This window comes from Micromonospora sp. C81 (genome assembly GCF_018070425.1).
GTDB lineage: Bacteria > Actinomycetota > Actinomycetes > Mycobacteriales > Micromonosporaceae > Micromonospora > Micromonospora zamorensis.
On record NZ_JAGPXS010000020.1, the window covers coordinates 78,548 to 98,572 of the forward strand.

The 20,025-nt window shown below is 72.7% G+C and carries 21 protein-coding genes; 14 read left to right on the forward strand and 7 right to left on the reverse strand.

The genetic code is table 11. The features are described 5' to 3' along the window. The first annotated feature begins 123 nt into the window (after positions 1 to 123). The 4 genes from KBX46_RS26740 to KBX46_RS26755 are packed head-to-tail and all read left to right on the forward strand — an operon-like array spanning position 124 to position 3,159. Complete coding sequence (locus tag KBX46_RS26740) at positions 124 to 1,020, forward strand: ABC transporter ATP-binding protein (protein WP_210794596.1); 897 nt, start codon at positions 124 to 126, stop codon at positions 1,018 to 1,020. Next, a complete protein-coding gene (locus KBX46_RS26745) occupies positions 1,017 to 1,811 on the forward strand; it encodes an ABC transporter permease (protein ID WP_099850872.1) in 795 nt (264 codons plus the stop codon). Before KBX46_RS26740 ends, KBX46_RS26745 begins: the two co-directional genes overlap by 4 nt. A 2-nt stretch (positions 1,812 to 1,813) precedes the next feature. Continuing rightward, the gene (locus KBX46_RS26750) at positions 1,814 to 2,563 is read left to right on the forward strand and encodes a hypothetical protein (protein ID WP_210794598.1); all 750 of its coding nucleotides are present in this window, start codon (positions 1,814 to 1,816) and stop codon (positions 2,561 to 2,563) included. 32 nt (positions 2,564 to 2,595) lie between these two features. Further along, positions 2,596 to 3,159: a heme-binding protein gene (locus tag KBX46_RS26755; protein ID WP_210794600.1), complete on the forward strand. Its 564-nt coding sequence runs from the start codon at positions 2,596 to 2,598 to the stop codon at positions 3,157 to 3,159. A 1-nt stretch (position 3,160) separates the two neighbouring features. Here the strand turns inward: KBX46_RS26755 and KBX46_RS26760 are convergent, their stop codons facing one another. From KBX46_RS26760 to KBX46_RS26770, 3 genes are read right to left on the reverse strand one after another with little or no spacing between them, the layout of a single operon-like run. Then, on the reverse strand, positions 3,161 to 4,162 hold the full coding sequence (locus KBX46_RS26760; protein ID WP_210794602.1) for a hypothetical protein: 1,002 nt from the start codon (positions 4,160 to 4,162) through the stop codon (positions 3,161 to 3,163). Positions 4,163 to 4,210: 48 nt separating this feature from the next. Next, positions 4,211 to 6,625 (reverse strand): FtsX-like permease family protein, encoded by a 2,415-nt coding sequence (locus KBX46_RS26765; RefSeq protein WP_308159701.1) that lies wholly within the window; start codon positions 6,623 to 6,625, stop codon positions 4,211 to 4,213. After that, on the reverse strand, positions 6,619 to 7,383 hold the full coding sequence (locus KBX46_RS26770) for an ABC transporter ATP-binding protein (protein WP_210794604.1): 765 nt from the start codon (positions 7,381 to 7,383) through the stop codon (positions 6,619 to 6,621). Before KBX46_RS26770 ends, KBX46_RS26765 begins: the two co-directional genes overlap by 7 nt. Positions 7,384 to 7,552: 169 nt before the next feature. Here KBX46_RS26770 and KBX46_RS26775 point away from each other — a divergent pair, with 169 nt between their 5' ends. From KBX46_RS26775 to KBX46_RS26785, 3 genes are read left to right on the forward strand one after another with little or no spacing between them, the layout of a single operon-like run. Then, positions 7,553 to 8,710 carry a sensor histidine kinase gene (locus KBX46_RS26775; RefSeq protein ID WP_231927228.1) on the forward strand — a complete coding sequence of 386 codons (1,158 nt, stop codon included), beginning with the start codon at positions 7,553 to 7,555 and terminating at the stop codon, positions 8,708 to 8,710. After that, the gene (locus KBX46_RS26780; protein ID WP_099850861.1) at positions 8,707 to 9,375 is read left to right on the forward strand and encodes a response regulator transcription factor; all 669 of its coding nucleotides are present in this window, start codon (positions 8,707 to 8,709) and stop codon (positions 9,373 to 9,375) included. The genes KBX46_RS26775 and KBX46_RS26780 overlap by 4 nt, the downstream gene beginning before the upstream one ends. Positions 9,376 to 9,404: 29 nt before the next feature. Beyond that, a complete protein-coding gene (locus KBX46_RS26785) occupies positions 9,405 to 9,944 on the forward strand; it encodes a DUF1697 domain-containing protein (RefSeq protein WP_210794606.1) in 540 nt (179 codons plus the stop codon). Between the two features lie 42 nt (positions 9,945 to 9,986). On the opposite strand, the gene KBX46_RS26790 is transcribed toward KBX46_RS26785, so the two are convergent. Beyond that, a complete protein-coding gene (locus tag KBX46_RS26790) occupies positions 9,987 to 10,964 on the reverse strand; it encodes an MBL fold metallo-hydrolase (RefSeq protein WP_210794608.1) in 978 nt (325 codons plus the stop codon). Between the two features lie 154 nt (positions 10,965 to 11,118). Continuing rightward, entirely contained in the window at positions 11,119 to 12,033 is a 915-nt protein-coding gene (locus KBX46_RS26795; protein ID WP_141908044.1) for a serine hydrolase, read from the reverse strand. Positions 12,034 to 12,084: 51 nt separating this feature from the next. Here KBX46_RS26795 and KBX46_RS26800 point away from each other — a divergent pair, with 51 nt between their 5' ends. Then, complete coding sequence (locus KBX46_RS26800; protein WP_210794610.1) at positions 12,085 to 13,050, forward strand: LysR family transcriptional regulator; 966 nt, start codon at positions 12,085 to 12,087, stop codon at positions 13,048 to 13,050. Between the two features lie 100 nt (positions 13,051 to 13,150). After that, complete coding sequence (locus KBX46_RS26805) at positions 13,151 to 14,002, forward strand: aldo/keto reductase (protein WP_210794612.1); 852 nt, start codon at positions 13,151 to 13,153, stop codon at positions 14,000 to 14,002. A 115-nt stretch (positions 14,003 to 14,117) separates the two neighbouring features. On the opposite strand, the gene KBX46_RS26810 is transcribed toward KBX46_RS26805, so the two are convergent. Next, on the reverse strand, positions 14,118 to 14,960 hold the full coding sequence (locus KBX46_RS26810) for a helix-turn-helix transcriptional regulator (RefSeq protein WP_210794614.1): 843 nt from the start codon (positions 14,958 to 14,960) through the stop codon (positions 14,118 to 14,120). A gap of 102 nt (positions 14,961 to 15,062) precedes the next feature. Between KBX46_RS26810 and KBX46_RS26815 the strand changes: the two genes are divergently transcribed. Then, the gene (locus KBX46_RS26815) at positions 15,063 to 15,815 is read left to right on the forward strand and encodes an SDR family oxidoreductase (RefSeq protein ID WP_210794616.1); all 753 of its coding nucleotides are present in this window, start codon (positions 15,063 to 15,065) and stop codon (positions 15,813 to 15,815) included. 83 nt (positions 15,816 to 15,898) lie between these two features. Further along, positions 15,899 to 16,885 (forward strand): aldo/keto reductase, encoded by a 987-nt coding sequence (locus KBX46_RS26820; protein WP_210794618.1) that lies wholly within the window; start codon positions 15,899 to 15,901, stop codon positions 16,883 to 16,885. A 25-nt stretch (positions 16,886 to 16,910) separates the two neighbouring features. Here KBX46_RS26820 and KBX46_RS26825 read toward each other — a convergent pair whose 3' ends face one another. Continuing rightward, complete coding sequence (locus KBX46_RS26825; protein WP_210794619.1) at positions 16,911 to 17,426, reverse strand: GNAT family N-acetyltransferase; 516 nt, start codon at positions 17,424 to 17,426, stop codon at positions 16,911 to 16,913. A 142-nt stretch (positions 17,427 to 17,568) separates the two neighbouring features. Here KBX46_RS26825 and KBX46_RS26830 point away from each other — a divergent pair, with 142 nt between their 5' ends. From KBX46_RS26830 to KBX46_RS26840, 3 genes are read left to right on the forward strand one after another with little or no spacing between them, the layout of a single operon-like run. Next, positions 17,569 to 18,126, forward strand: a complete 558-nt coding sequence (locus KBX46_RS26830; protein ID WP_088946389.1) for an NADPH-dependent FMN reductase — start codon at positions 17,569 to 17,571, stop codon at positions 18,124 to 18,126. 27 nt (positions 18,127 to 18,153) lie between these two features. Then, the gene (locus tag KBX46_RS26835; RefSeq protein ID WP_210794620.1) at positions 18,154 to 19,167 is read left to right on the forward strand and encodes an ATP-binding cassette domain-containing protein; all 1,014 of its coding nucleotides are present in this window, start codon (positions 18,154 to 18,156) and stop codon (positions 19,165 to 19,167) included. After that, on the forward strand, positions 19,164 to 20,018 hold the full coding sequence (locus tag KBX46_RS26840; RefSeq protein WP_210794621.1) for an ABC transporter permease: 855 nt from the start codon (positions 19,164 to 19,166) through the stop codon (positions 20,016 to 20,018). Before KBX46_RS26835 ends, KBX46_RS26840 begins: the two co-directional genes overlap by 4 nt. The last annotated feature ends 7 nt before the right edge of the window (positions 20,019 to 20,025 follow it).

Consider the following 20,025-nt stretch of genomic DNA (forward strand, 5'->3'; position numbering starts at 1 on the left):
CTAGGCAGCCGAAGGGCGCCACGACCAGCTACCAAAGTCGAGACCCGCCGGTCGACCAAGGTCGGTACGGCATCGACCGGCGGCCGCAGCGGATGGCCGGGCGGCGCGGGCAGGCTCGACCACATGATCACCGTGGAGAACCTCACCAAGCGATACGGGCCACACCCGGCGGTGGACGACGTCTCGTTCCACTGCGAGCCGGGGACCGTCACCGGCTTCCTCGGCCCCAACGGCGCCGGCAAGTCGACCACCATGCGCATGATCTGCGGGCTCACCGCGCCGACCGCCGGCCGCGCCACCGTCTCCGGGCGCCCTTACCGGGAGCTGCCCAACCCGGGGCGCGAGGTCGGGGTGCTGCTGGACGCCTCCGCTCAGCACGCTGGGCGGACCGGCCGCGAGGCGTTGACGCTGTCCGCGTACACCATGGGTTTGGACCGGCGCGAGGTCGCCGCGAAGCTCGACCTGGTCGGGTTGAACGCGGTGGCCGCGAAGCGCCGGGTCCGGGCGTACTCGTTGGGCATGCGCCAGCGCCTCGGCCTGGCGCATGCGCTGCTCGGTGACCCCCGGGTGCTGATCCTCGACGAGCCGGCGAACGGCCTGGACCCGGAGGGGATCTTCTGGATGCGCGGCCTGCTGCGCGACTTCGCCGACCGGGGCGGCACGGTGCTGCTCTCCTCCCACCTGCTGCGCGAGGTGGAGGCGGTCGCGGACCGGCTGGTGGTGATCGGGGGTGGCCGGATCGTGGCCCAGGGCAACAAGAACGAGCTGCTGGCCGGCGGCGGCACTGTGGTCCGGGCCCGCGACGGCGCGGCGTTGCGCCGGGCGCTGGAGGTGGCCGGGCTCAGCGCCGCCGACAGCTCGGAAGGACTGCTCGTGCAGGCCGACGCCGAGGTGGTCGGCCAGGCCGCCGCCGATGCCGGCGTCGCGCTGGCCGAGCTGCGCCCCGCCAGCGGCGGTGGCCTCGAACAACTCTTCCTCACCCTGACCGCCGGCGAATCCACCAAGGAGGCCGTCCGATGACCACCACCGCGCCCGCCGCGAGCGCCGTCGCGCCCCAGCAGCACACTCCGGTACGCCGACCGTCGCTGCTCCGGCTCACCGTCGTGGAGCTGCGCAAACTCGTCGACACCCGGGCCGGCCGCTGGCTGCTGATCACCATCGGCCTGATCGCCGCAGTGGTCGTCACCCTCCAGTTGATCTACGCGGACGACGCCGACCAGACGTTCTCCAACTTCTTCGTCCCCTCGCTGCTGCCGGTGGGGGTGCTGTTGCCCGTGCTCGGCATCCTCTCGATCACGAGCGAGTGGTCGCAACGGACCGCCCTCACCACGTACGCCCTGGTGCCCCGCCGGGAGCGGGTGGTGACCGCCAAGCTGGTCGCGGTCATGGTGGCGGCACTCGCTTCGGTGCTGGCCAGCCTCACCCTCGCCGCCGTCGGGACGCTGGTGGCCTCCGCCATCGGCGGCGCTGGCACCTGGCAGCTCGACGGGTCGCTGATCGTGAACGCGGTGATCCTCCAGGTCACCAGCGTGCTGATGGGCGCCGCCTTCGGTCTGCTGCTGCTCAACCCGCCGGTGGCCATCGTCGGCTACTTCCTGCTGCCCACCATCTGGGGAGTGCTGGGCGAGATGGTCCGGCCCCTGCGCGGCCCCTCCGAATGGCTCGACACCAGCAAGACGATGGAACCGCTGTTCAGCAGTGACGCCCTCACCGGGGAGCAGTGGGGACGGATCGTGGTGTCCTTGCTGGTCTGGCTGGTCCTGCCGCTGGCCGCCGGGCTGTTCCGGACGCTCCGCCGCGAGGTGTCCTGACCATGGACATGGCCGGCTACCGACCACGCACCGTGGTCAGCGGCGGCCCGGTGGAGCTGGCGGTCATGTGGGGCGGCTTTCCGCTGCTCGGCGCGGGCGTGGGATGGCTCCTCGCGGCCACGACGGGTTGGCTCGCCCGGCTGCCCTGGGTGCCGTTCGGCGATCTGATCGAGTGGCTGGACCGGCTGCCCGAGCCGCAGGCCACCGCCGGCACGATCGCGGTGGGGGTCCTGGGCGGCCTGGTCCTCGCCGGGATCGGCACCGCCGAGCGGCTGATCGTCACCGTCGACCCGGCGCAGGTCCGGCTGCGCCGCTCCGACCAGGACCGGACCGTCGCACGGGTCGACGCCCGGGTCGTTTTCCTCACCGACGGGCATTTGGTGCTGCTCGACGCCGACGGCGCGGAACTCGTCCGGGAGCCGACGGACCTGCCAGCCAGCCAACTGGCTGCGGCCTTCCGAACGCACGGCTGGGGTTGGGCGGACGACGACCCGCACCGGTCGGCGTACCGGCTGTGGGTGCCCGACCTGCCCGGCCTGCCCGCCGGCGCGGACGCACTGCTGCGCGCGCGCGTTCGGGCGATCGAGCGGGACCGCCGCGACGACGCCCGGGAGCTGCGCCGGGAGCTGGGCCTGATCGGTGTGGTGCTGCGCGACGAGAGCAAGCGGCAGTACTGGCGGCTGACCGCGCGAGCTGTCGCCTCGGGGCCGGAGCAGTCGACTTCGGCCGAGCGGGAGCCGGACGGGCGGTAGCGTCTGTCCCAGCAGACCCTGGGAGCCGCGCGATGACCGAACAGCAGCCGTACCGGGTGGTGTCCCGACACCCCGGCTTCGAGCTGCGTCGGTACCCGGCCCACCTGGTGGCCGAGATGCAGATCCAGGCGTCGTTCACCAGGGCGCCGATCGAGGCGTTCCGGCCGCTGGCCGCGTACCTCGCGGGTGCCAACCGGGCTCGGCACCCGATCGGGTCGAACACGCCGGCGACGTCCGCGTCCGACGGCTCGGAGAAGATCGCCATGACGGTGCCGATGGTGCAGGTGGAGGGTGAGTGGCCGGGTGCGTACCTGCTCCAGTTCGTGATGCCGGCCACCTTCACCGCCGCCACAGTGCCCGAGCCGGTGGACGCCCGGGTGCGGATCCGCGAGATTCCGGCGCAACTGGCCGCGGCCATGCGCTTCTCCGGCCGGTGGACGGAGCAGGCGTTCAGCCAGCGGGCAACCATGCTCGGCCGGTCGGTCACCGCCGCCGGGCTGCAACCCACGGGCGCGATCCGGTACGCCCGCTTCGACCCGCCGTGGAAACCGTGGTTCCTGCGCCGCAACGAGGTCGTGCTGCCGGTCGTCGAGTGAGCTACCGGCGGTCGATGACCGCCGGCCGGGCCAGCAGCAGGGCCATCGCGAGCCCGGAGAGCAGCCCGCACAGCGAGACCAGCAGGTCGGAGTCGGCCGCGTTGATCGGGCTGTTGCCGGCCAGCTCGGTGAACGTCGCCCCGATCGGCAGCAGGATCATCATGGAGATCGCGGTGGCCAGCAGGAATGCCACCGGACCCAGCAACGCGGCGAGGGCGGCCAGCGCGTGGTGCCGCCAGATCGGCCGACCGCCCGGCCAGTCCCAGGCCAGCAGGGTGACGCCGGTGAGCAGCACCGCACCGAGGGCCGTCTCCGGCAGGAGTCGCGTGCCGGGCCCGACGGCCCGGACCAGCCCGACGCCGACCAGCGCCGCCACGGCGAGGCCGGCAGCCAGCCCGACGCGGGCCCGGCTACGAGCCGGGGCCGCCGCCAACGCTGCACCGACGGCCAGGACGACCAGCAGCGCCGCCGTGGCCAGGGCGCCCTGGGTCAGCTCCGGCTCCCGGTCGGTCGGTGACTCGATGCCGGCCGCCACGAGCGTCAACACCCCGGCCACACAGGCCGCGCCGGTCAGCGTCCTCCGCTCGACGGCTGACGGCGCCTCACCGCCCTGAGCTGACGGCGCGCCGCGCTCCCGCCACCACAACGTCGCCGCAAGCGCACCGAGCACGGCGCAACCGCCGACGGCGAGCAGCACCGTCGCCCGGACACCGATCGGGTCGACCCGGTCGATCGCCACGTCGACGGCGACCCAGCAACCGCCGAGCAGCACCGCCGACCGACTCCACCGCAGGTGCCCCCGGCCGGCCAGCACCAGTCCGACGGCCACCGCCATGATCGCCATGAACCGCAGGTCGCGGGCCCAGTAGGCGTTGTTGCCCGGCAGCCTCTCCGACCACGGGCCGATCGGCTCGGTCAGCGGTTGCAGCACTGTCACGCCGTATGCCCAGAGCACCACGGCGGCGGCGGAGAGCAGCAGCCCGACCGGACGCGCGAATCGCATCCATGGACGGTAGCGGCCTGGCCGCTTCCTCGGGGGGCGGGGACGCGGTCATCCGGCGACCCCGACCGAGGACCGCGCGGGGCGGTGTCGCAGCGACCGCCACGTCGGCAGCACGCTCGCCAGCACCGCGAGCAGCAGGCACAGCCCCACCACCCCGGCGACCACCGACCACGGCACCACCAGGTCGACGGGGGCACCGACCTGCTCGGCGAGGCCGGCGCGGATGCTGAGCAGACCGACGAAGGCGACAGCCCCACCGAGCAGCGCACCGATCAGCACCACCAGTGCGGATTCGGCAGTGACCAGCCAGACGACCTGTCGCCGGGTCGCACCGGCCATCCGGATCAGCCGTAGGTCCGCGGCCCGGCCGGCGGCTGCCAGCAGCAGCGTGTTCGCCACCGCGATGGCCCCGTAGCCGGCCGACACACCGATCAGCAGCAGCGTGAAGAGCCAGACGAGTCGGTCCTCGGCGGCATCCGCCTCGGCCGCCCAGGTGGCGACGTCGACGATCCGCGCGCCGACCGGCGCTGCGATCCGGTCCCGGACGTACACAGTGGACGTCAACGCCGACGGGTCGTGCGTACGCACCACCGCCCTGGGCACGAGCAGGTCCCCGGGGAGCGAGGCGTCGGTGACCACGGCGACGACGCGCAACGACACCAGCGTCCCGTCGGCGAAGACCACCGCGTACGGCTCGGACGGCCGCAGGTTCGCCGAGGCGGTCACCACCACGGTGTCGTCACCACGCAGGTCGTCGAGCGAGCCGGCGACGACGGTGAGCGCACGGTTCGCGGCGGCGAAGCCGGCCGGGTCCACACCCAGCGCGGTCAGCGGCCGGTCCGCCGGCGCTGTTCCGGGATCGGTGCGGAAGACAGTGGTCGGCAGGAGGGCGGTGCCACCGGTCGCGGCGACGGCCTGGTCCGACAGACCGGGCGCCCGGTCGGGCAGCACGATCCAGCCGACGTTCACGTTGTCCGCCCGTCCTGCCGCGTAGGCGGCGGTGGTGGTCCGCACCATCCCGGACACCAGCACCGCGAAGGCGACGGTGAGCAGCACCGGGGCGGCAGTGGACGCGGTCCGCCGCGTCGCGGTCAACGCCCCGCCCCGGACCAGCATCCCGATCGCGCCACCACGTCGCCGCACCGGAGACCGCAGCAGTCGCACCACCGGCCCGACCACCGCCGGGGAGAGCACTGTTGCGCCGGCCACCAGCGCCATCACCGCGTACAGGGCGTACTGCCCAGCGACGCGGGCCTCGTCGGCTGTCGCCGTCCCGACGCTGAGGGCGACGCCCACCGCGACGAGCAGCGCACCGGTGGCGACGCGCAGCCGCCCGATCGGTCGCTGCTCCACCGCCGCCTCGCGCAACGCCTCCAACGGTCGAACCCGCGCCGCCGGCCGGGACGCCGACCAGACGGCCAGCAGCGAGATCACCGGACCGGCGACGAGCGAGAGGGCCACCGGCCAGGGCTCGTACCCGACCCGGAAGGTCGGTGGTTCGAAGCCGGCGTCGACGAGAAGCCAACCGAGCAGCGGCGCGAGCCCTCCGCCGACCAGCAGGCCGACGATCCCACCCGAGGCGCCGACGACGAGCGCCTCGCCGTAGACCATGCGGCGGACCTGTCGCCCGGTAGCGCCGACGGCGCGCAGCAGGCCCAGCTCACGGCGGCGTTGCGCGATGGTGAACGCGAAGGTGGAGGCGACCACGAACACCGTTACGAAGCCGGCGAGGGCCGCCGTGGCGGTGAGCACCTGCATGCCGATCCAGCGGGTGCGGGCGTCGTTGCGCGGCTCCAGCGCGCCACGCGCGTCTCCGGTGAGCACCCGTCCGTCGGTGCCGACGATCCCGCGAGCCGCCGTGGCGACCCGCTCCGGGTCGGCGTCCGCCGTGAGCACCAGCCCGATGGCCCGGACGCCGGGCGCGAGCGTCGCGGCGACCTCGTCCGCGACATGGACGCCGTCCCCGTCGACCAGACCGGTGACGGTGTACGACTCCGCACCCACAGCCGTCAGCAGGGTGACCGGTGCGCCGGTGCGCAGCCCGAGCGCGCGGCCGACGACCACCTCGCCGGGCCGGCGCGGCGGCTCGCCGGCCATGAGGCGCAGTCCACCGAGCTGGGCACTGGACCAACTGTGCCCCTCGTGGGTGTCGCTGCCCGCGGGTCGACCGTCGATGAGCGGCTGGGCGTAGAAGGTCCGGTCCGGCACCGCCGCCGCGACACCGGGCAGGGCCGCCAGCCGGCCGACGAGTCCCGCCGTCGCGGTGGCGGACCAGGGCCGGGTCGGCACGAACGAGTCGGCCGACGCGCCCGCTTCGGGGCTCTGCACCACGACCGCCGCCCGCGCGAGCCGGTCCGGCACCTGTGGGCGCCCGGAGGCGAGGAGCAGGGTGGCCGCCGCGACCAGGGTGACCCCGATGGCCACGGCCACGAACGCGCTGACCGACCGCCGGATGCTCACCACGACGGCCCCGCGGCCGTCTCCGCAGGAGTCGTCTCCCGTTCGGCGATCCGGGCGGCGACCACCGCCGCGGTGATCCCGCCCTCCAGCTCGTCGACGACGCGGCCGTCGGCGAGCAGCAGGACCCGATCGGCGTACGCGGCGGCGGCAGGATCGTGGGTCACCATCACGACGGTCTGCCCGTGGTCGTCGACGAGCCCACGGAGCAGTCGGAGCACCTGTCGGGACGCCGCGCTGTCCAGCGCCCCGGTCGGCTCGTCGGCGAAGACCACAGCCGGGCGGGTGATCAACGCGCGGGCCACGGCGACGCGCTGCTGCTCGCCGCCGGACAGCTCACTCGGCCGGTGTCCGGCCCGGTCGGCCAACCCGACAGCGTCGAGCGCGGCGACGACGTCCCGAGCCGGCGGGCGGCGGCCGGCCAGGCGCAACGGCAACTCGACGTTCTGCGCGGCGGTCAGCGTGGACACCAGATTGAACGCCTGGAACACGAACCCGATCCGGTCACGCCGCAGCCGGGTCAGCTCGTCCTCGCCGAGGTCGTCGAGGCGGGTGCCGTCGATCGTGACGGTCCCCTCGGTCGGGCTGTCCAGCCCCGCCGCGCAGTGCAGCAGGGTGGACTTCCCCGAGCCCGAGGGGCCCATCACCGCCGTGAAGGTGCCGCTCGCGAAGCTGGTCGTCACACCGTCGAGCGCCGTCACCCGCCGGGTCCCGGTGCCGTACACCGCGCGCAGCCCCGTCAGGGTCACCGTGTCTGTGGTCACGACCGCCACGGTGCCCGGTGCGCGGGGTGGCGCGCGTCGTGCCGGCGCGGGCACTTTCCAGCCCTCCCCCGGGTGGAGGCGAGGGCCCGGAACCGCCGGTACGTCGTCCTGCGGGATGACCGCCCGTGGGTGGACGCGGCCGACCCGGCTGGCCGCTACCGTCTGGCAGGTGACCGCTCCCCTGCTGACCCGGCGGCTGCGACCGGTGGACCTGTACATCGTGGACGCCGTGCTGGCCGTGGCGGTCGGTGGGCTGCTCTGCCCGTACGCCGCGCTGGAGTCGCCGCTGCACGGTGGCGTACGCGAGCCGCTCTGGGTGTCAGTGCTCGTCGGGATGGTCCTCGGGCTGCCGTTGGCCGTCCGGCGACGGTGGCCGATCCCCGTCGCCGTCGTGATCAGCGGCAGCACCGCCGCGACCCTGGTCACCGGCGTGATCCCCAACTTCGCCGCTGCCGCCCCGGCGGTCGCCATCGGGCTGTCCTTCTACACGGTGGCCGTGTCGACGACCACCCGCCGCTCGCTGCTCAGCGCCGCCGGTTGTCTCGCCCTGGTGAGCGTCGCGCTGGTGCTGACCGCCGGCGATCTGTGGTCACGCACCGGTGCCGTCGTCTACGCCACCGTCATGATCGCGCCCGCCTGGGTGATCGGCTGGCTGCTCCGCGAGCGACGCGCCCTCGCCAGCCGGCAGAGTGACCAACTGGTCCGTCAGGCCGCCACCGAGGAACGACTGCGGGTGGCCCGTGAGCTGCACGACGTGGTCGCGCACACGCTGAGCCTCATCGTGGTGAAGGCGGCCGTCGCCAACCACGTCGCCGAGGCCGACCCACGGGAGGCGGGGGCCGCCCTGCGGGTGATCGAGGAGACCGGCCGCACCGCGCTGACCGACGTCCGTCGGGTGCTCGGCGTCCTGCGGGAGGGCACCCCGTACGCGCCGACGCCCGGGCTGGACGAGTTGCCCGTGCTCGCCAAGCAGGCGGCGATCGGCGGTGTCGACGTCCGGCTCGACGTCCGGCGGGAGGAACCGGCCGGCGCGGTCCCGGAGTCGGTGGGCCTCGCTGTGTACCGGATCGTGCAGGAGGCGGTGACCAACGTGGTGAAGCACGCGGCGCCGGCCGCCTGCCGGGCTACGGTGACCGTCACTCCCGACGAGGTGCGGGTGGAGGTGACCGACGACGGTCGGCGTCCGGTGCTGATCGGCGGGGAGGGGCACGGGTTGATCGGCATGCGGGAACGGGTCGCGTTGCACGGTGGGGAGTTCCGGGCCGGGCCACGCTCCGATGGCGGCTTCGCGGTGACGGCCAGCCTGCCCTACCGGGTGGCCACGTGATTCGGGTGCTGATCGCCGACGACCAGGCGCTGCTGCGCGGCAGCTTCCGGCTGCTGGTGGATCTCGCCGGGGACTGCACGACTGTCGGCGAGGCGGGCACCGGTGTGGAAGCCGTCGCGTTGACCGAACGGTACCGTCCGGACGTGGTGCTGATGGACATCCGGATGCCGGAGATGGACGGCATCGAGGCGACCCGGCGGATCTGCGCCGACCCGGCGACGGCCGGCACCCGGGTCATCATCCTGACCACGTTCGACCTGGACGAGTACGTCTACGGGGCGTTGCGCGCCGGCGCCAGCGGCTTCCTGCTCAAGGACACCCCACCGGCGGACCTGCTGACCGGGATCCGGGTGGTCGCCGCCGGTGAGGGGCTGCTCGCGCCGACGGTGACCCGCCGGCTGATCGACGAGTTCGCCCGGCAGCCGGAGCCGACCCGGCCGCTGCCCCGGCAGCTCGACGGGGTGACCGAGCGGGAACGGGAGGTGCTCGCGCTGATCGCCCGGGGCCTGTCCAACGCGGAGCTGGCCACGCACCTCAACCTCAGCCAGGCCACCGTCAAGACGCACGTCGGGCGGCTGCTGACCAAGCTGGCCGTACGCGACCGGGCGCAACTGGTCATCGTCGCGTACGAAACGGGACTGGTGGGGCCGGGCGGCCTACGCTGAGCCGGTCGGCCGCGAACCCAGGAGGAGCCATGACCCGGTACGTCGCCCTGCTGCGCGGGGTCAACGTCGGCACCACCAGGCTGGCGATGGCCGACCTGCGTCGGATCGTCGCCGACCTCGGGCACGAGGACGTCAAGACGTACCTGCAGAGCGGCAACGTGGCCTTCGGCAGCACCGTGCGCGACGCGGAGAAGCTGGCCGCCGGGATCGAGCGGGCCCTGGCCGACGAGCTGGCGTTGACGGTGCCGGTGCTGGTGCGCAGTGGCCGGGAGCTGGCGGCGGCGGCCGGCGGCAACCCGTACGCCGACCGGGAGGACGACCCGACGAGGCTGCTGGTGGCCTTCCTCGCCACCCCGCCGAAGAAGTCCACTGTGGACGCGCTGACCGTGCCCGGTGGGGAGAACGTGTCGTTCACGGTGACCGGCCGGGAGGTCTTCCTGCACTTCGTCGACGGCGGTTACGGGCGGTCGAAGTTCACCAACGCGTACCTGGAGAAGAAGCTCGGCGTGGTGTCGACCAGCCGCAACTGGAAGTCGGTGCGGGCCCTGGCGGAGATGACCGCCGCCTGACCAGGGTGGGGGCCGCGGCTCGGCGACCCCCACCGACGCTGCTCAGAAGTGGTACGCGGTCTCGTACTCGGGCACCAGCACCCGGCTGCGCGGCGAGATCCGGCGGACGGCCGCGATCATGTCGTTCAACCGGGTGCGGTCGGTCGGGGCGACCGGCGGCGGGTTCTGAAGCGCCGTCTCGAAGTTGTCGAAGTGCACCGGCACCACGACCTTCGGATAGTCGAGGCCGGCCAGCAGACGCGGCAGGTAGTCGCCGGTGGTGGTGGCGTTCTGCAGGGCCACCATCGCCACGTCGGGCGACAGGCCGGTGAGGTTCCGCTCGGCGACGTCGCTGGCCCCGGTGAAGTACACCGACGGGCCGCCGTCGATCCGCAGCAGGTAGCCCAGCGTGTCGCCCTCCGGCAGGTCCGCGATGGTCGCCGGCTGCGCGGGCTGGCTCACCCGCACCCCCGGAAAGGCCAGGGAGTACGACGGGTTGCGGCTGTGCAGCGAGCCGACGACCTCGACGGTGTGGTCCCCGAAGTCCAGCACCTCCCCACCCTTGACCGGGCTGAGCTGCGTCGACGGCACCCCGTAGGCCAACCCCAGGTGGTACGCGGTCAGCGTGCCGAACACCCGCGCGCCGGTGCGCTTGGCGATGTGGGGCACGTCCATGAAGTGGTCCCAGTGGGTGTGCGTGACCAGCACCGTCGTGGCCTTCTCGACGCGCGGGTCGATCACGTCGGCGCGCACTGTCAACGGGGTGTCGGTCCTGAACGCGCCGGTGAACAGCCCGGTGTCGATCCGGCTGAGGAACGGGTCGACGAGAACCGTGCGGTCGGCGATGTCGACGCGCCAGCCGGCCGTACCCCACCAGCGGAAGCTGACCGCGCCCTTGCGCCGGGCGGTGGGGGTGGGTGCGGCGGCCGGCGTCGCGGCGTGGGCCGGGGTGGCGGCGCCGGCGGCGAGCCCACCGGTGGTCACCAGGGCGGTGGTGGCGGCGGTGTCGCGCAGGAAACGTCGGCGGTCGAGACTGGGCATGCGGTTCCACTCCCCGTGGTCGGGCGGTTGGTCGACCACGAGCCAACCAGCGCCACCGGGCTCCGGTCCAAGATCGAAGACGACCGACTCCGATACGTCAGCGGATATCGGGCCAGCTCAGGTGCGGCACGCCGAGGCTGCGGCGGGTGCGGAATCAGTCGCCGCGCAGCGCCTCGACGGCCGTCCGGGCGGCCTCCCCCATCGCCAAATCCACGTCGATCCGCCGCGAGGCCAACCGGTCGGCACGGGCGAAGACGGCGATCGCATACCGGCCGCCGTCGGGATATTCGGCAACCCCGGCCTCCAGGTGCAGACCGGGCAGGGTGCCGGTCTTTCCGGAGACCCGGACGCCCGGCGGGAACCCGGCGGCCAGCCGGGTCCAGAAGATCTGCCGGGCCATCCAGGTGCGGACCATCGCGCAGGCGGCAGGCGGCCCGGCCTCGTCCCGCCAGATCAGGGTGAGCAACCGGGTGATCTCCCGGGCGGTGCTGGAGGTGGTGTGCTCAGGGTCGAAGACCCGCATCGCCCGGACCCGTTCCTCCGGCAACGTGGGGAAGATCCGGGCGAACTCCGCCTCCGTGCGTGCGCCCACGTCGGCGAGCATCAACTCGACCAGGTCCCGAGGGCCGCCGAGGACGCGGGTACGGCTCAGCCCCAGCTCGGCGGCGAGCATCGGCAGCAGGTCCGGGCCGACCCGGCGCAGCAGCAGGTCGGCGGCGGTGTTGTCGGTGACCGACATGGCGAAGTACGCGAGGTCGCGCAGCGACACCTCGGCGTCGTCGGTGCAGCCGGCCAGACCCCACCCACCGAGCCGGTCGTCGGCGGTGACCAGGACCCGTTCGGTGGGGTCCAGTTGACCGGCCTCGACCTGCCGGGCGAACTCCAGCACCAGCAGGACCTTGAAGATCGAGGCGATCACCACCTGGTCGTCGGCCCGCAGCCCGATCTCCGGAACGCCGTCGGCGGTGCCGCCGGGGGTCGGGTCGGTGGCGTCCACGTCCACCACGTGCAGGCTGGCCGTCACCCCCACGGCGGCGAAGATGGCCTCGATGCGCTCGCTGACGTCCACGCCAGCACGGTATCCAGCGGCCAGGCTTCGGCGCTGGCGTAGGGTCCGGCCGTGGATCTGCTCCGGCACCTGCGGCACTTCGTGGTGGTCGCGCACGAACTGCACTTCGGGCGGGCTGCGGAGCTGCTCGGGATGGCCCAGCCGCCCCTGAGCCAGTCGATCCAGCGGCTGGAACGGGAGCTGACCGTCGAGTTGTTCGACCGGTCCCGCCGCCAGGTACGCCTCACCACCGCCGGTGAGCTGCTGCTCGGCGAGGCGGAGGAACTGCTCGCGGGTGAGGGTCGGCTCCGCAACCTGATGGGGCAGGTCCGGGCCGGTGAGCTGGGCGTACTCCGGGCCGGGGTGCCACCGGAGACGCCCGCGGTGACGCTGCGCGCGCTGCTGGACGGGCTCACCACCCGGGCAGCCGGCCTGGACGTGGAGCTGCACGAGCTGACGACCGCCGAGCAGGTGCGGATGCTCGCCGAGCGGACCCTCGACGTGGGGCTCGTGCACCACCCGGTGTCGGCGGACGGGCTGCGCTTCGGCGCCCCGGTGGACGTACCCCTGGGGGTGTTGCTGCCCCGCACCTCGCCGCTGGCCCGCGACCGGGAGGTGGCGCTCGCGTCGCTGGCCGGTCTGGATCTGGTGGCCGCGCCCCGGGCTACCGCTCCCGGCTGGCACGACCACCTGCTGGCGGTGTGCCGACAGCAGGGTTGGCGCCCGGCCCGGGTGCGCCCGGCCCGCAACCCGGAGTTCCTCTTCGGCCTGGTGCTGGCCGGCGGCGGGGTGGCCGTGGAACCGGCGACGGTGGCGCGACGGGAACCCCGCGTCGCCTGGCGGCCGATCGCCGGCGCGCCGCTGGCCAAGCGGACGTCGGCGGCCTGGCCGGACCGGTCGGCGCACCCGGCGGCGTCGATGTTCGGGCAGCTCGCCGCCGAGGTGCTGGCCGACGCCGAGCCCGCGCCGCCCGCGCCGGCCGGAACCTCGCCGCCGGCGGCACGGCCCTGGCCTGTGCTCTTCGACACGACCGGGTGAACCGTCCCGGCGTTGCGCTCGTCACCTCGGTTTGGGCGGTGCACCGACCGCACACCCGGGTATGGATGACAGGCAACGAAGATGACGCGAAGGAGCCGCAGTGGCAATCACCATTCCCGACATCAGCCTGAACGACGGCACCACCATTCCGCAGCTCGGCTTCGGGGTGTTCCAGATCGAGCCGAAGGACACCGTCGCGGCGGTGACCACGGCCCTTGAGACGGGCTACCGGCACATCGACACCGCCGAGATGTACGGCAACGAGGCCGAGGTCGGTGAGGCGATCCGGATGTCCGGCCTCGACCGGGGTTCGGTGTACGTGACCAGCAAGCTGAACAACGGCTTCCACCGCCCCGACGACGCCCGCAAGGCGTTCGACTCGACGCTCGCTGCGCTGAAGATGGACTACATCGACCTGTTCCTGATCCACTGGCCGTTGCCGACCCTGTACGACGGCGACTACGTCTCGACCTGGAAGGTGCTGGAGGAGTTCCAGCGCGACGGCCGCGCCCGCTCGATCGGCGTGTCGAACTTCCAGGTGGCGCACCTGGAGCGGCTGGCCGCCGAGGCGGACGTCGTGCCGGCGGTCAACCAGATCGAGGCGCACCCGTACTTCACCAACGACGAGGTCCGCGCCTACGGCCGCGAGCACAACATCCTCACCGAGGCGTGGTCGCCCATCGCGCAGGGCAAGGTGCTGGACGACCCGACGGTGGTCGACATCGCCGGTCAGCTCGACCGGACCCCGGCGCAGGTGGTGCTCCGCTGGCACGTGCAGCGAGGCGACATCATCTTCCCGAAGTCGACCACGCCGAAGCGGATCGAGGAGAACACCCGGATCTTCGACTTCGAGCTGGACGACACGGCGATGGAGCGGATCACCGCGCTGAACAAGGGCGAGGCCGGGCGGCAGGGCCCGAACCCGGACACCTTCGCCTACGTCCCCCGCTGACCTGAGCCCGCCGCTCGGCGGGCAGGTCTCCTGAATGCGTGATGCCTCAGAGTCATCTTGATGACCCTGAGGCATCACGCTGTTCCCGGCGGGTCAATCACGCTGTTCCCGGCGCTCAGGAGCCGACGCGCTCGGCGATCCGGCGGAACACCGCGTGGGTCGGCGATCCGGGCTCGGGGACGTAGACGATCATCCGCTGGTCGGTCTCCGGCACCAGCAGGACGCGGCACTCGAACTCCAAGGGCCCCAGCTCGGGGTGCGGCACCCGCTTGACGACCGGTCGGCGTTCCTCGACGTCGTGCTCGGCCCAGAGCCGGGCGAACCGGGGTGAGGTGCCGAGCAGCTCGGTGACCAGCTCGCGGATCGCCGGGTCGGCCGGGTAGCGCCCGTAGGCGGCCCGCAGGTCCGCGACCGTGGTTCGCACGAATCGGATCACCTCGGCATCGGTCCAGTGCGCGCTGGTCGCCGGCTGCCGGAACGTCCAGCGGATCATGTTGCGGTCCGCGTCGGGCACGGCCGCGAGATCCCCCACGAAGTACGTGGCCAGGCGGTTCCAGGCCAGCACGTGGTACGCGGCGTCGACGAGGTACGCCGGGGTCTCGGTCATGGCGTCGAGCAGGTGCCGCAACCCGGAGGGCACCTCCCGGCTCGGCCCGCCGACCGGTGGCGGATTTTCCCCGGCGATCCGGAACAGGTACTCGCGCTCGTCCCGGCTCAGCAGCAGCGCCCGGGCCATCGAGGCGAGCACCTGCCGAGACGGGTGCGGCCCTCGGCCCTGCTCAAGCCGGATGTAGTAGTCGATCGACATCCCGGCGAGCTGGGCGACCTCCTGCCGGCGCAGCCCGGGGGTACGTCGGCGTTCGCCCTCGGGGAGCCCGACCTCGGCGGGGCGCAGCCGGGCGCGGCGGGTACGCAGGAACGCCGCCAGTTCGTCGCGCCGCAACCCGCTGCCCGTCATGCCTCCAGCATGCCCCGGTCCGTCCCGGCGAAGGTGGTACCGCTGGTCCCAGCCTCCGCCCGTCTCTCCCCGGGCGCGGCCAGCCCGGCGAGGCTCGACGGCATGACGAACAGGATCGCCCTGATCACCGGGGCCAACAAGGGGATCGGCTTCGCCACAGCCCGCCAGCTCGGCGCCCTCGGGATGACCGTGCTGGTGGGTGCCCGCGACGCCGAGCGCGGTCGGGCAGCCGAGCGGGAGCTGCGCGACGGCGGCACGGACGCCCGGTTCGTGCCGATCGACGTGACCGACGCCGAATCGGTGACAGCCGCAGCGAAACAGGTCCAGGCGGAACACGGGCAACTGGACGTGCTGGTCAACAACGCCGGCATCGTCCTCGCCGACGGCGCTCAGGGGCTGCCCAGCGAGACGACAGTGGCGACGCTGCGCCGCGTCTACGAGACGAACGTGTTCGGGGTGGCGACGGTGACCAACGCGCTGCTGCCGCTGCTGCGCCGCGCGCCGGCGGCCCGGATCGTCAACGTCTCCAGCGAGGTCGGCTCGATCGCGGTCATGACCGACCCGGCGGGAGCGCTGTTCGCGCTGACCTCAGTGCCGTACCCGTCGTCGAAGGCGGCGCTGAACATGCTCACCGCGATGTACGCCAAGGAACTGCGGGACACCCCGATCAAGGTGAACGCGGCGAACCCGGGCTACTGCGCCACCGACCTGAACAGCAACAGCGGCTTCCGCACCGCCGAGCAGGGCGCCGAGGTGAGCGTGCACCTGGCGACCCTGCCAGCCGACGGACCGAGCGGGCTGCTCTGGGGCTTCCAGATGGACGCCGGCGGTGGGTACGGCGTGCTGCCCTGGTGACGGTGAGCGCTTGACCTGGAGTGCGCTCCAGCCGGCAGGGTGACCCGTGCGCCCACCGGTAGGGCGCACGAGAGGAGATCCCCATGCGGTACCGCACGATCGGCGCTGACCCGGCGACCCGGCGCGAGGTCAGCGTGCTGAGCCTCGGCGCGATGCTCTTCGGCAGCGCCACCGACGAGGCCACCTCGTACGCGATCCTCGACCGGTACGTCGAGGCTGGTGGCACGTTCATCGACACGTCGGACAACTACGCGTTCTGGGTGGACGGCGGGCAGGGCGGGCAGAGCGAGGAACTGCTCGGCCGGTGGCGGCGCAGCCGGGGCGTCGGTGCCGAGATCGTCATCGCCACCAAGCTGGGCGCTCGACCGCTGGCCCCGGGGACCAGCTACCTGGACAACGCGGAGGGCCTTTCCGCCAAGGTGATCCGCGAGTCCGCGGAGCGCAGCCGGGAACGGCTCGGGGTGGAGCGACTGGACCTGCTCTACGCACACATCGAGGACCGGACCGTGCCGCTCCAGGAGACCGTGGAGGGCTTCGCCGAACTGGTCGCCGAGGGCACGGTGGGTCTGCTGGGTGCCAGCAACCACCGGGCCTGGCGGGTGGAGCGGGCCCGGGCGTTGGCCGCCGCCGCGGACCTGCCGGGGTACGAGGTGCTCCAGTACCAGCGCAGTTACCTGCCGAACCGCACCGACCTGGTCAGCGAGTTGGACCCGGACGGCGAGCCGGGCGGCGTCAGCGGTGACCTGCTCAGCTACCTGCGTGCCGAGCCCGACTTGACCCTGGTGGCGTACTCGCCGCTGCTCAAGGGGGCGTTCACCCGGGCGGACAAGCCGCTCAGCTCGGCGTACGACCTGCCGAGCGCGCCCCGGCGACTGGCCGCGCTGCGGGAGGTGGCCGGGCAGAGCGGCGCGACGGTCAACCAGGTGGTGCTCGCCTGGCTGCTGGGCGGTGAGCTGCCGTCCATCCCGCTGGTGGGCGCCTCGTCGGTGGCGCAACTGGAGGAGAGCCTGGCAGCGGTCGAGCTGGAGCTGACCGCCGAGCAACGGCACCGCCTCGACACCACCTGGTGACCGGTCACCGGCCGCCCCGCCGACCTCAGCTTGCGGTCGGCGGGGCTGTCAGGTCGAGTTGCCAGTCGTTGGCGCGCATCAGCTGCCCCGGCGGGTATTCGAAGTCCGTCTCGCCGAGCAGTGTGAAACCGGCCTTGCGGCAGACCGCGTTCGAGGCGGGATTGTCGACCGAGGGGTAGGCGTGGGCGTAGCGCCGGTCCTGCCGAGCGCGCAACACGTCGATGACCGCCCGCACCGCTACGGTCGCCAGCCCCTGCCCCCGGTAAGAGGGCAGCACCGCCCAGCCCAGCTCGTAGACCGGTCGGTCGCGCCAGTCGCGGCCCCAGTAGCCGACACTGCCGGCCCGCACGCCGTCCGGCAGCACCAGCGTGAACATCGCGCCCTGTCCGGTCCCGGCGAAGTGCACGTACCGGTCGTGCCGGGCGAGCACCTGCTCGTCGGTCTCCGGGCCGCCGGTGTGCTTGCGGGTGTCCGGTGAGTTGAGCTCCCGCAGCAGGTCGAGGTCGTCCTCGTCCCACGGTGCGATGCGTACCTGTGCCATGCCCACTCCCCTGTCCGTCGACCACAGTCAAGCCGACCCCACTGACATTCCGCCCCGAAACGCCGCCCGCTAGATCCGATCTAGCGGGCGGCGTGCTGCTTTCTCGCGCCGAAGAGGTGGAACCGACAACTCGGGAGGGGGGATGATGACACCGCTCAGGATCGCCGTGATCATCGGCAGCACCCGGGAGGGGCGGGCCGGCGACCGGGTCACCAGCTGGTTCACCGAACAGGCCGCGCGGCACGACGACCTGGCGGTGACCGTCGTTGACCTGACCGAGTACGACTTCCCGGCCAGCTACCCCGCCGAACCGACCGCGTCGATCCGGGCGTTCGTCCGCGAGGTGGGTCGAGCGGACGCGTTCGTCGTGGTCACCCCCGAGTACAACCACAGCTTCCCCGCACCGCTAAAACAAGCCATCGACTACGCGTACGACGAGTGGCAGGCCAAACCGGTCGGCTTCGTGTCGTACGGCTGTCGGTCCACCGGCCGGTACGCGGTCGACCAGCTCCGCACCGTCTTCACGGCGCTGCACGCGATGACGGTGCGTGACGTCGTCGGGATCGACCTGCTCGGCGGCGAGCCGACACCGCAGTGCACCGACGAGCTACGCCGGGACGCCAGCGTCCTGCTCGACCAGCTCCGCTGGTGGGGCCTGGCTCTGCGCGACGCCCGGGCGGCTCGACCGTACGTCTCCTGAACACGTCCAACACGAAAGGTAAGGATCATGAGTAGACGCACCACCGGCCTGGCCATCGAGGCCGAGGGGCTCACCCGCTCGTTCGGGGACACCCGGGCGTTGGCCGGGATCGACCTTCAGGTGCCCGCCGGCACCGTCTACGGTCTGCTCGGCCCCAACGGCGCGGGCAAGACCACAGCGGTCCGGGTGCTCGCGACGTTGCTGCGCCCCGACGGCGGTTCGGCCCGGGTCTTCGGCCACGACGTGGTCACCGAGGCCGACAAGGTCCGGTCCCGGGTCAGCCTCACCGGCCAGTACGCCTCGGTCGACGAGGACCTGACCGGTACGGAGAACCTGGTGCTCCTCGCCCGCCTGCTCGGTCTGCGCAAGCCGGCCGCCCGGGAGCGCGCGGCGGCCCTGCTCGCCGCGTTCGGACTGACCGAGGCGAGCGACCGCCAGGTGAAGAAGTACTCGGGTGGGATGCGGCGGCGCATCGACATCGCCGCCAGCATCCTGAACACGCCCGACCTGCTCTTCCTCGACGAGCCGACGACCGGCCTCGACCCCCGCAGCCGCAACCAGGTGTGGGAGATCGTCCGGGCGGTGGTGTCGCACGGCACCACAGTGCTGCTGACAACCCAGTACCTCGACGAGGCCGACCAGCTCGCCGGGCGGATCGCGGTCGTCGACCACGGCCGGGTGATCGCGGAGGGCACCCCGGGTGAGTTGAAGTCGTCTATCGGCTCCGGCACCGTCCACCTGCGACTGCGCGATCCCGGCCAGCGGCCGGAGGCGGAGAGGGTGCTCCGGGAGGCGCTCGGCGTGCCGGTGCAGCTCGCCGCCGACCCGGTGGCGTTGACCGCCCGCGTCGGTGAGGCCGGCACCGACCTCGATGCCAGCGCCCAGGCCTCGCGCGCGCTCGGCGAGCTGGCCCGCGCCGGCATCGTCGTGGACAACTTCTCCCTCGGCCAGCCGAGTCTCGACGAGGTCTTCCTTGCCCTGACCGATCACCCCGCCGTGCCGGCCGGCGAGCCCGACAACAAGCTGGAGGCAGCCCGATGAGCGACACCACGACCACCACCGAACGGGCGCCGTCCGTCTACGTGCCGTCCGCCGACGCGCTGGCGACAGTGCTCGCGCCCGGTACCCGACCGCCCCGACCCAGCGCGCTGGGCGCGTCGCTCACCTTCGGCTGGCGGGCCATGCTGAAGATCAAACACGTGCCGGAGCAGCTCTTCGACGTCACCGCGTTCCCGATCATCATGGTGCTGATGTTCACGTACCTGTTCGGTGGCGCCCTCGCCGGCAGCCCGCGCGAATATCTGCAGTTCTTCCTGCCCGGCATCATGGTGACCAGCGTCGTGATGATCACCATGTACACCGGCGTCGGCCTCAACACCGACATCGAGAAGGGCATCTTCGACCGGTTCCGGACGCTGCCCGTCTGGCGTCCGTCCGCCCTGGTCGGCATGATCTTCGGCGACGTGCTGCGCTACATCCTCGCCGCCCTGGTGATCCTGGGCCTGGGGCTGGCGCTCGGCTTCCGGCCCGCCGGCGGGGTCGTCGGCGTGGCCATCGGGATCGGGCTGCTGGTGGTCTTCTCGTTCGCCTTCTCCTGGGTGTGGACGTTCTTCGGGCTGATCCTGCGCAGCGAGAAGTCGGTGATGGGGGTCAGCATGATGGTGCTGTTCCCGCTGACGTTCCTGAGCAACGTCTTCGTCGACCCGAGCACCATGCCCGGCTGGCTCCAGGCGTTCGTGAAGGTCAACCCGGTGACGCAGCTGGTCGCGGCGATCCGTGGGGCGATGAGCGGCGACTCGGACCCGTCGGCCACCATGTGGTTGCTGGTCTGGAGCGCCGGCTTCCTGGTCGTCTTCGGCACCCTGACCATGCACAGGTACAACCGCCGCTGACCCGGCC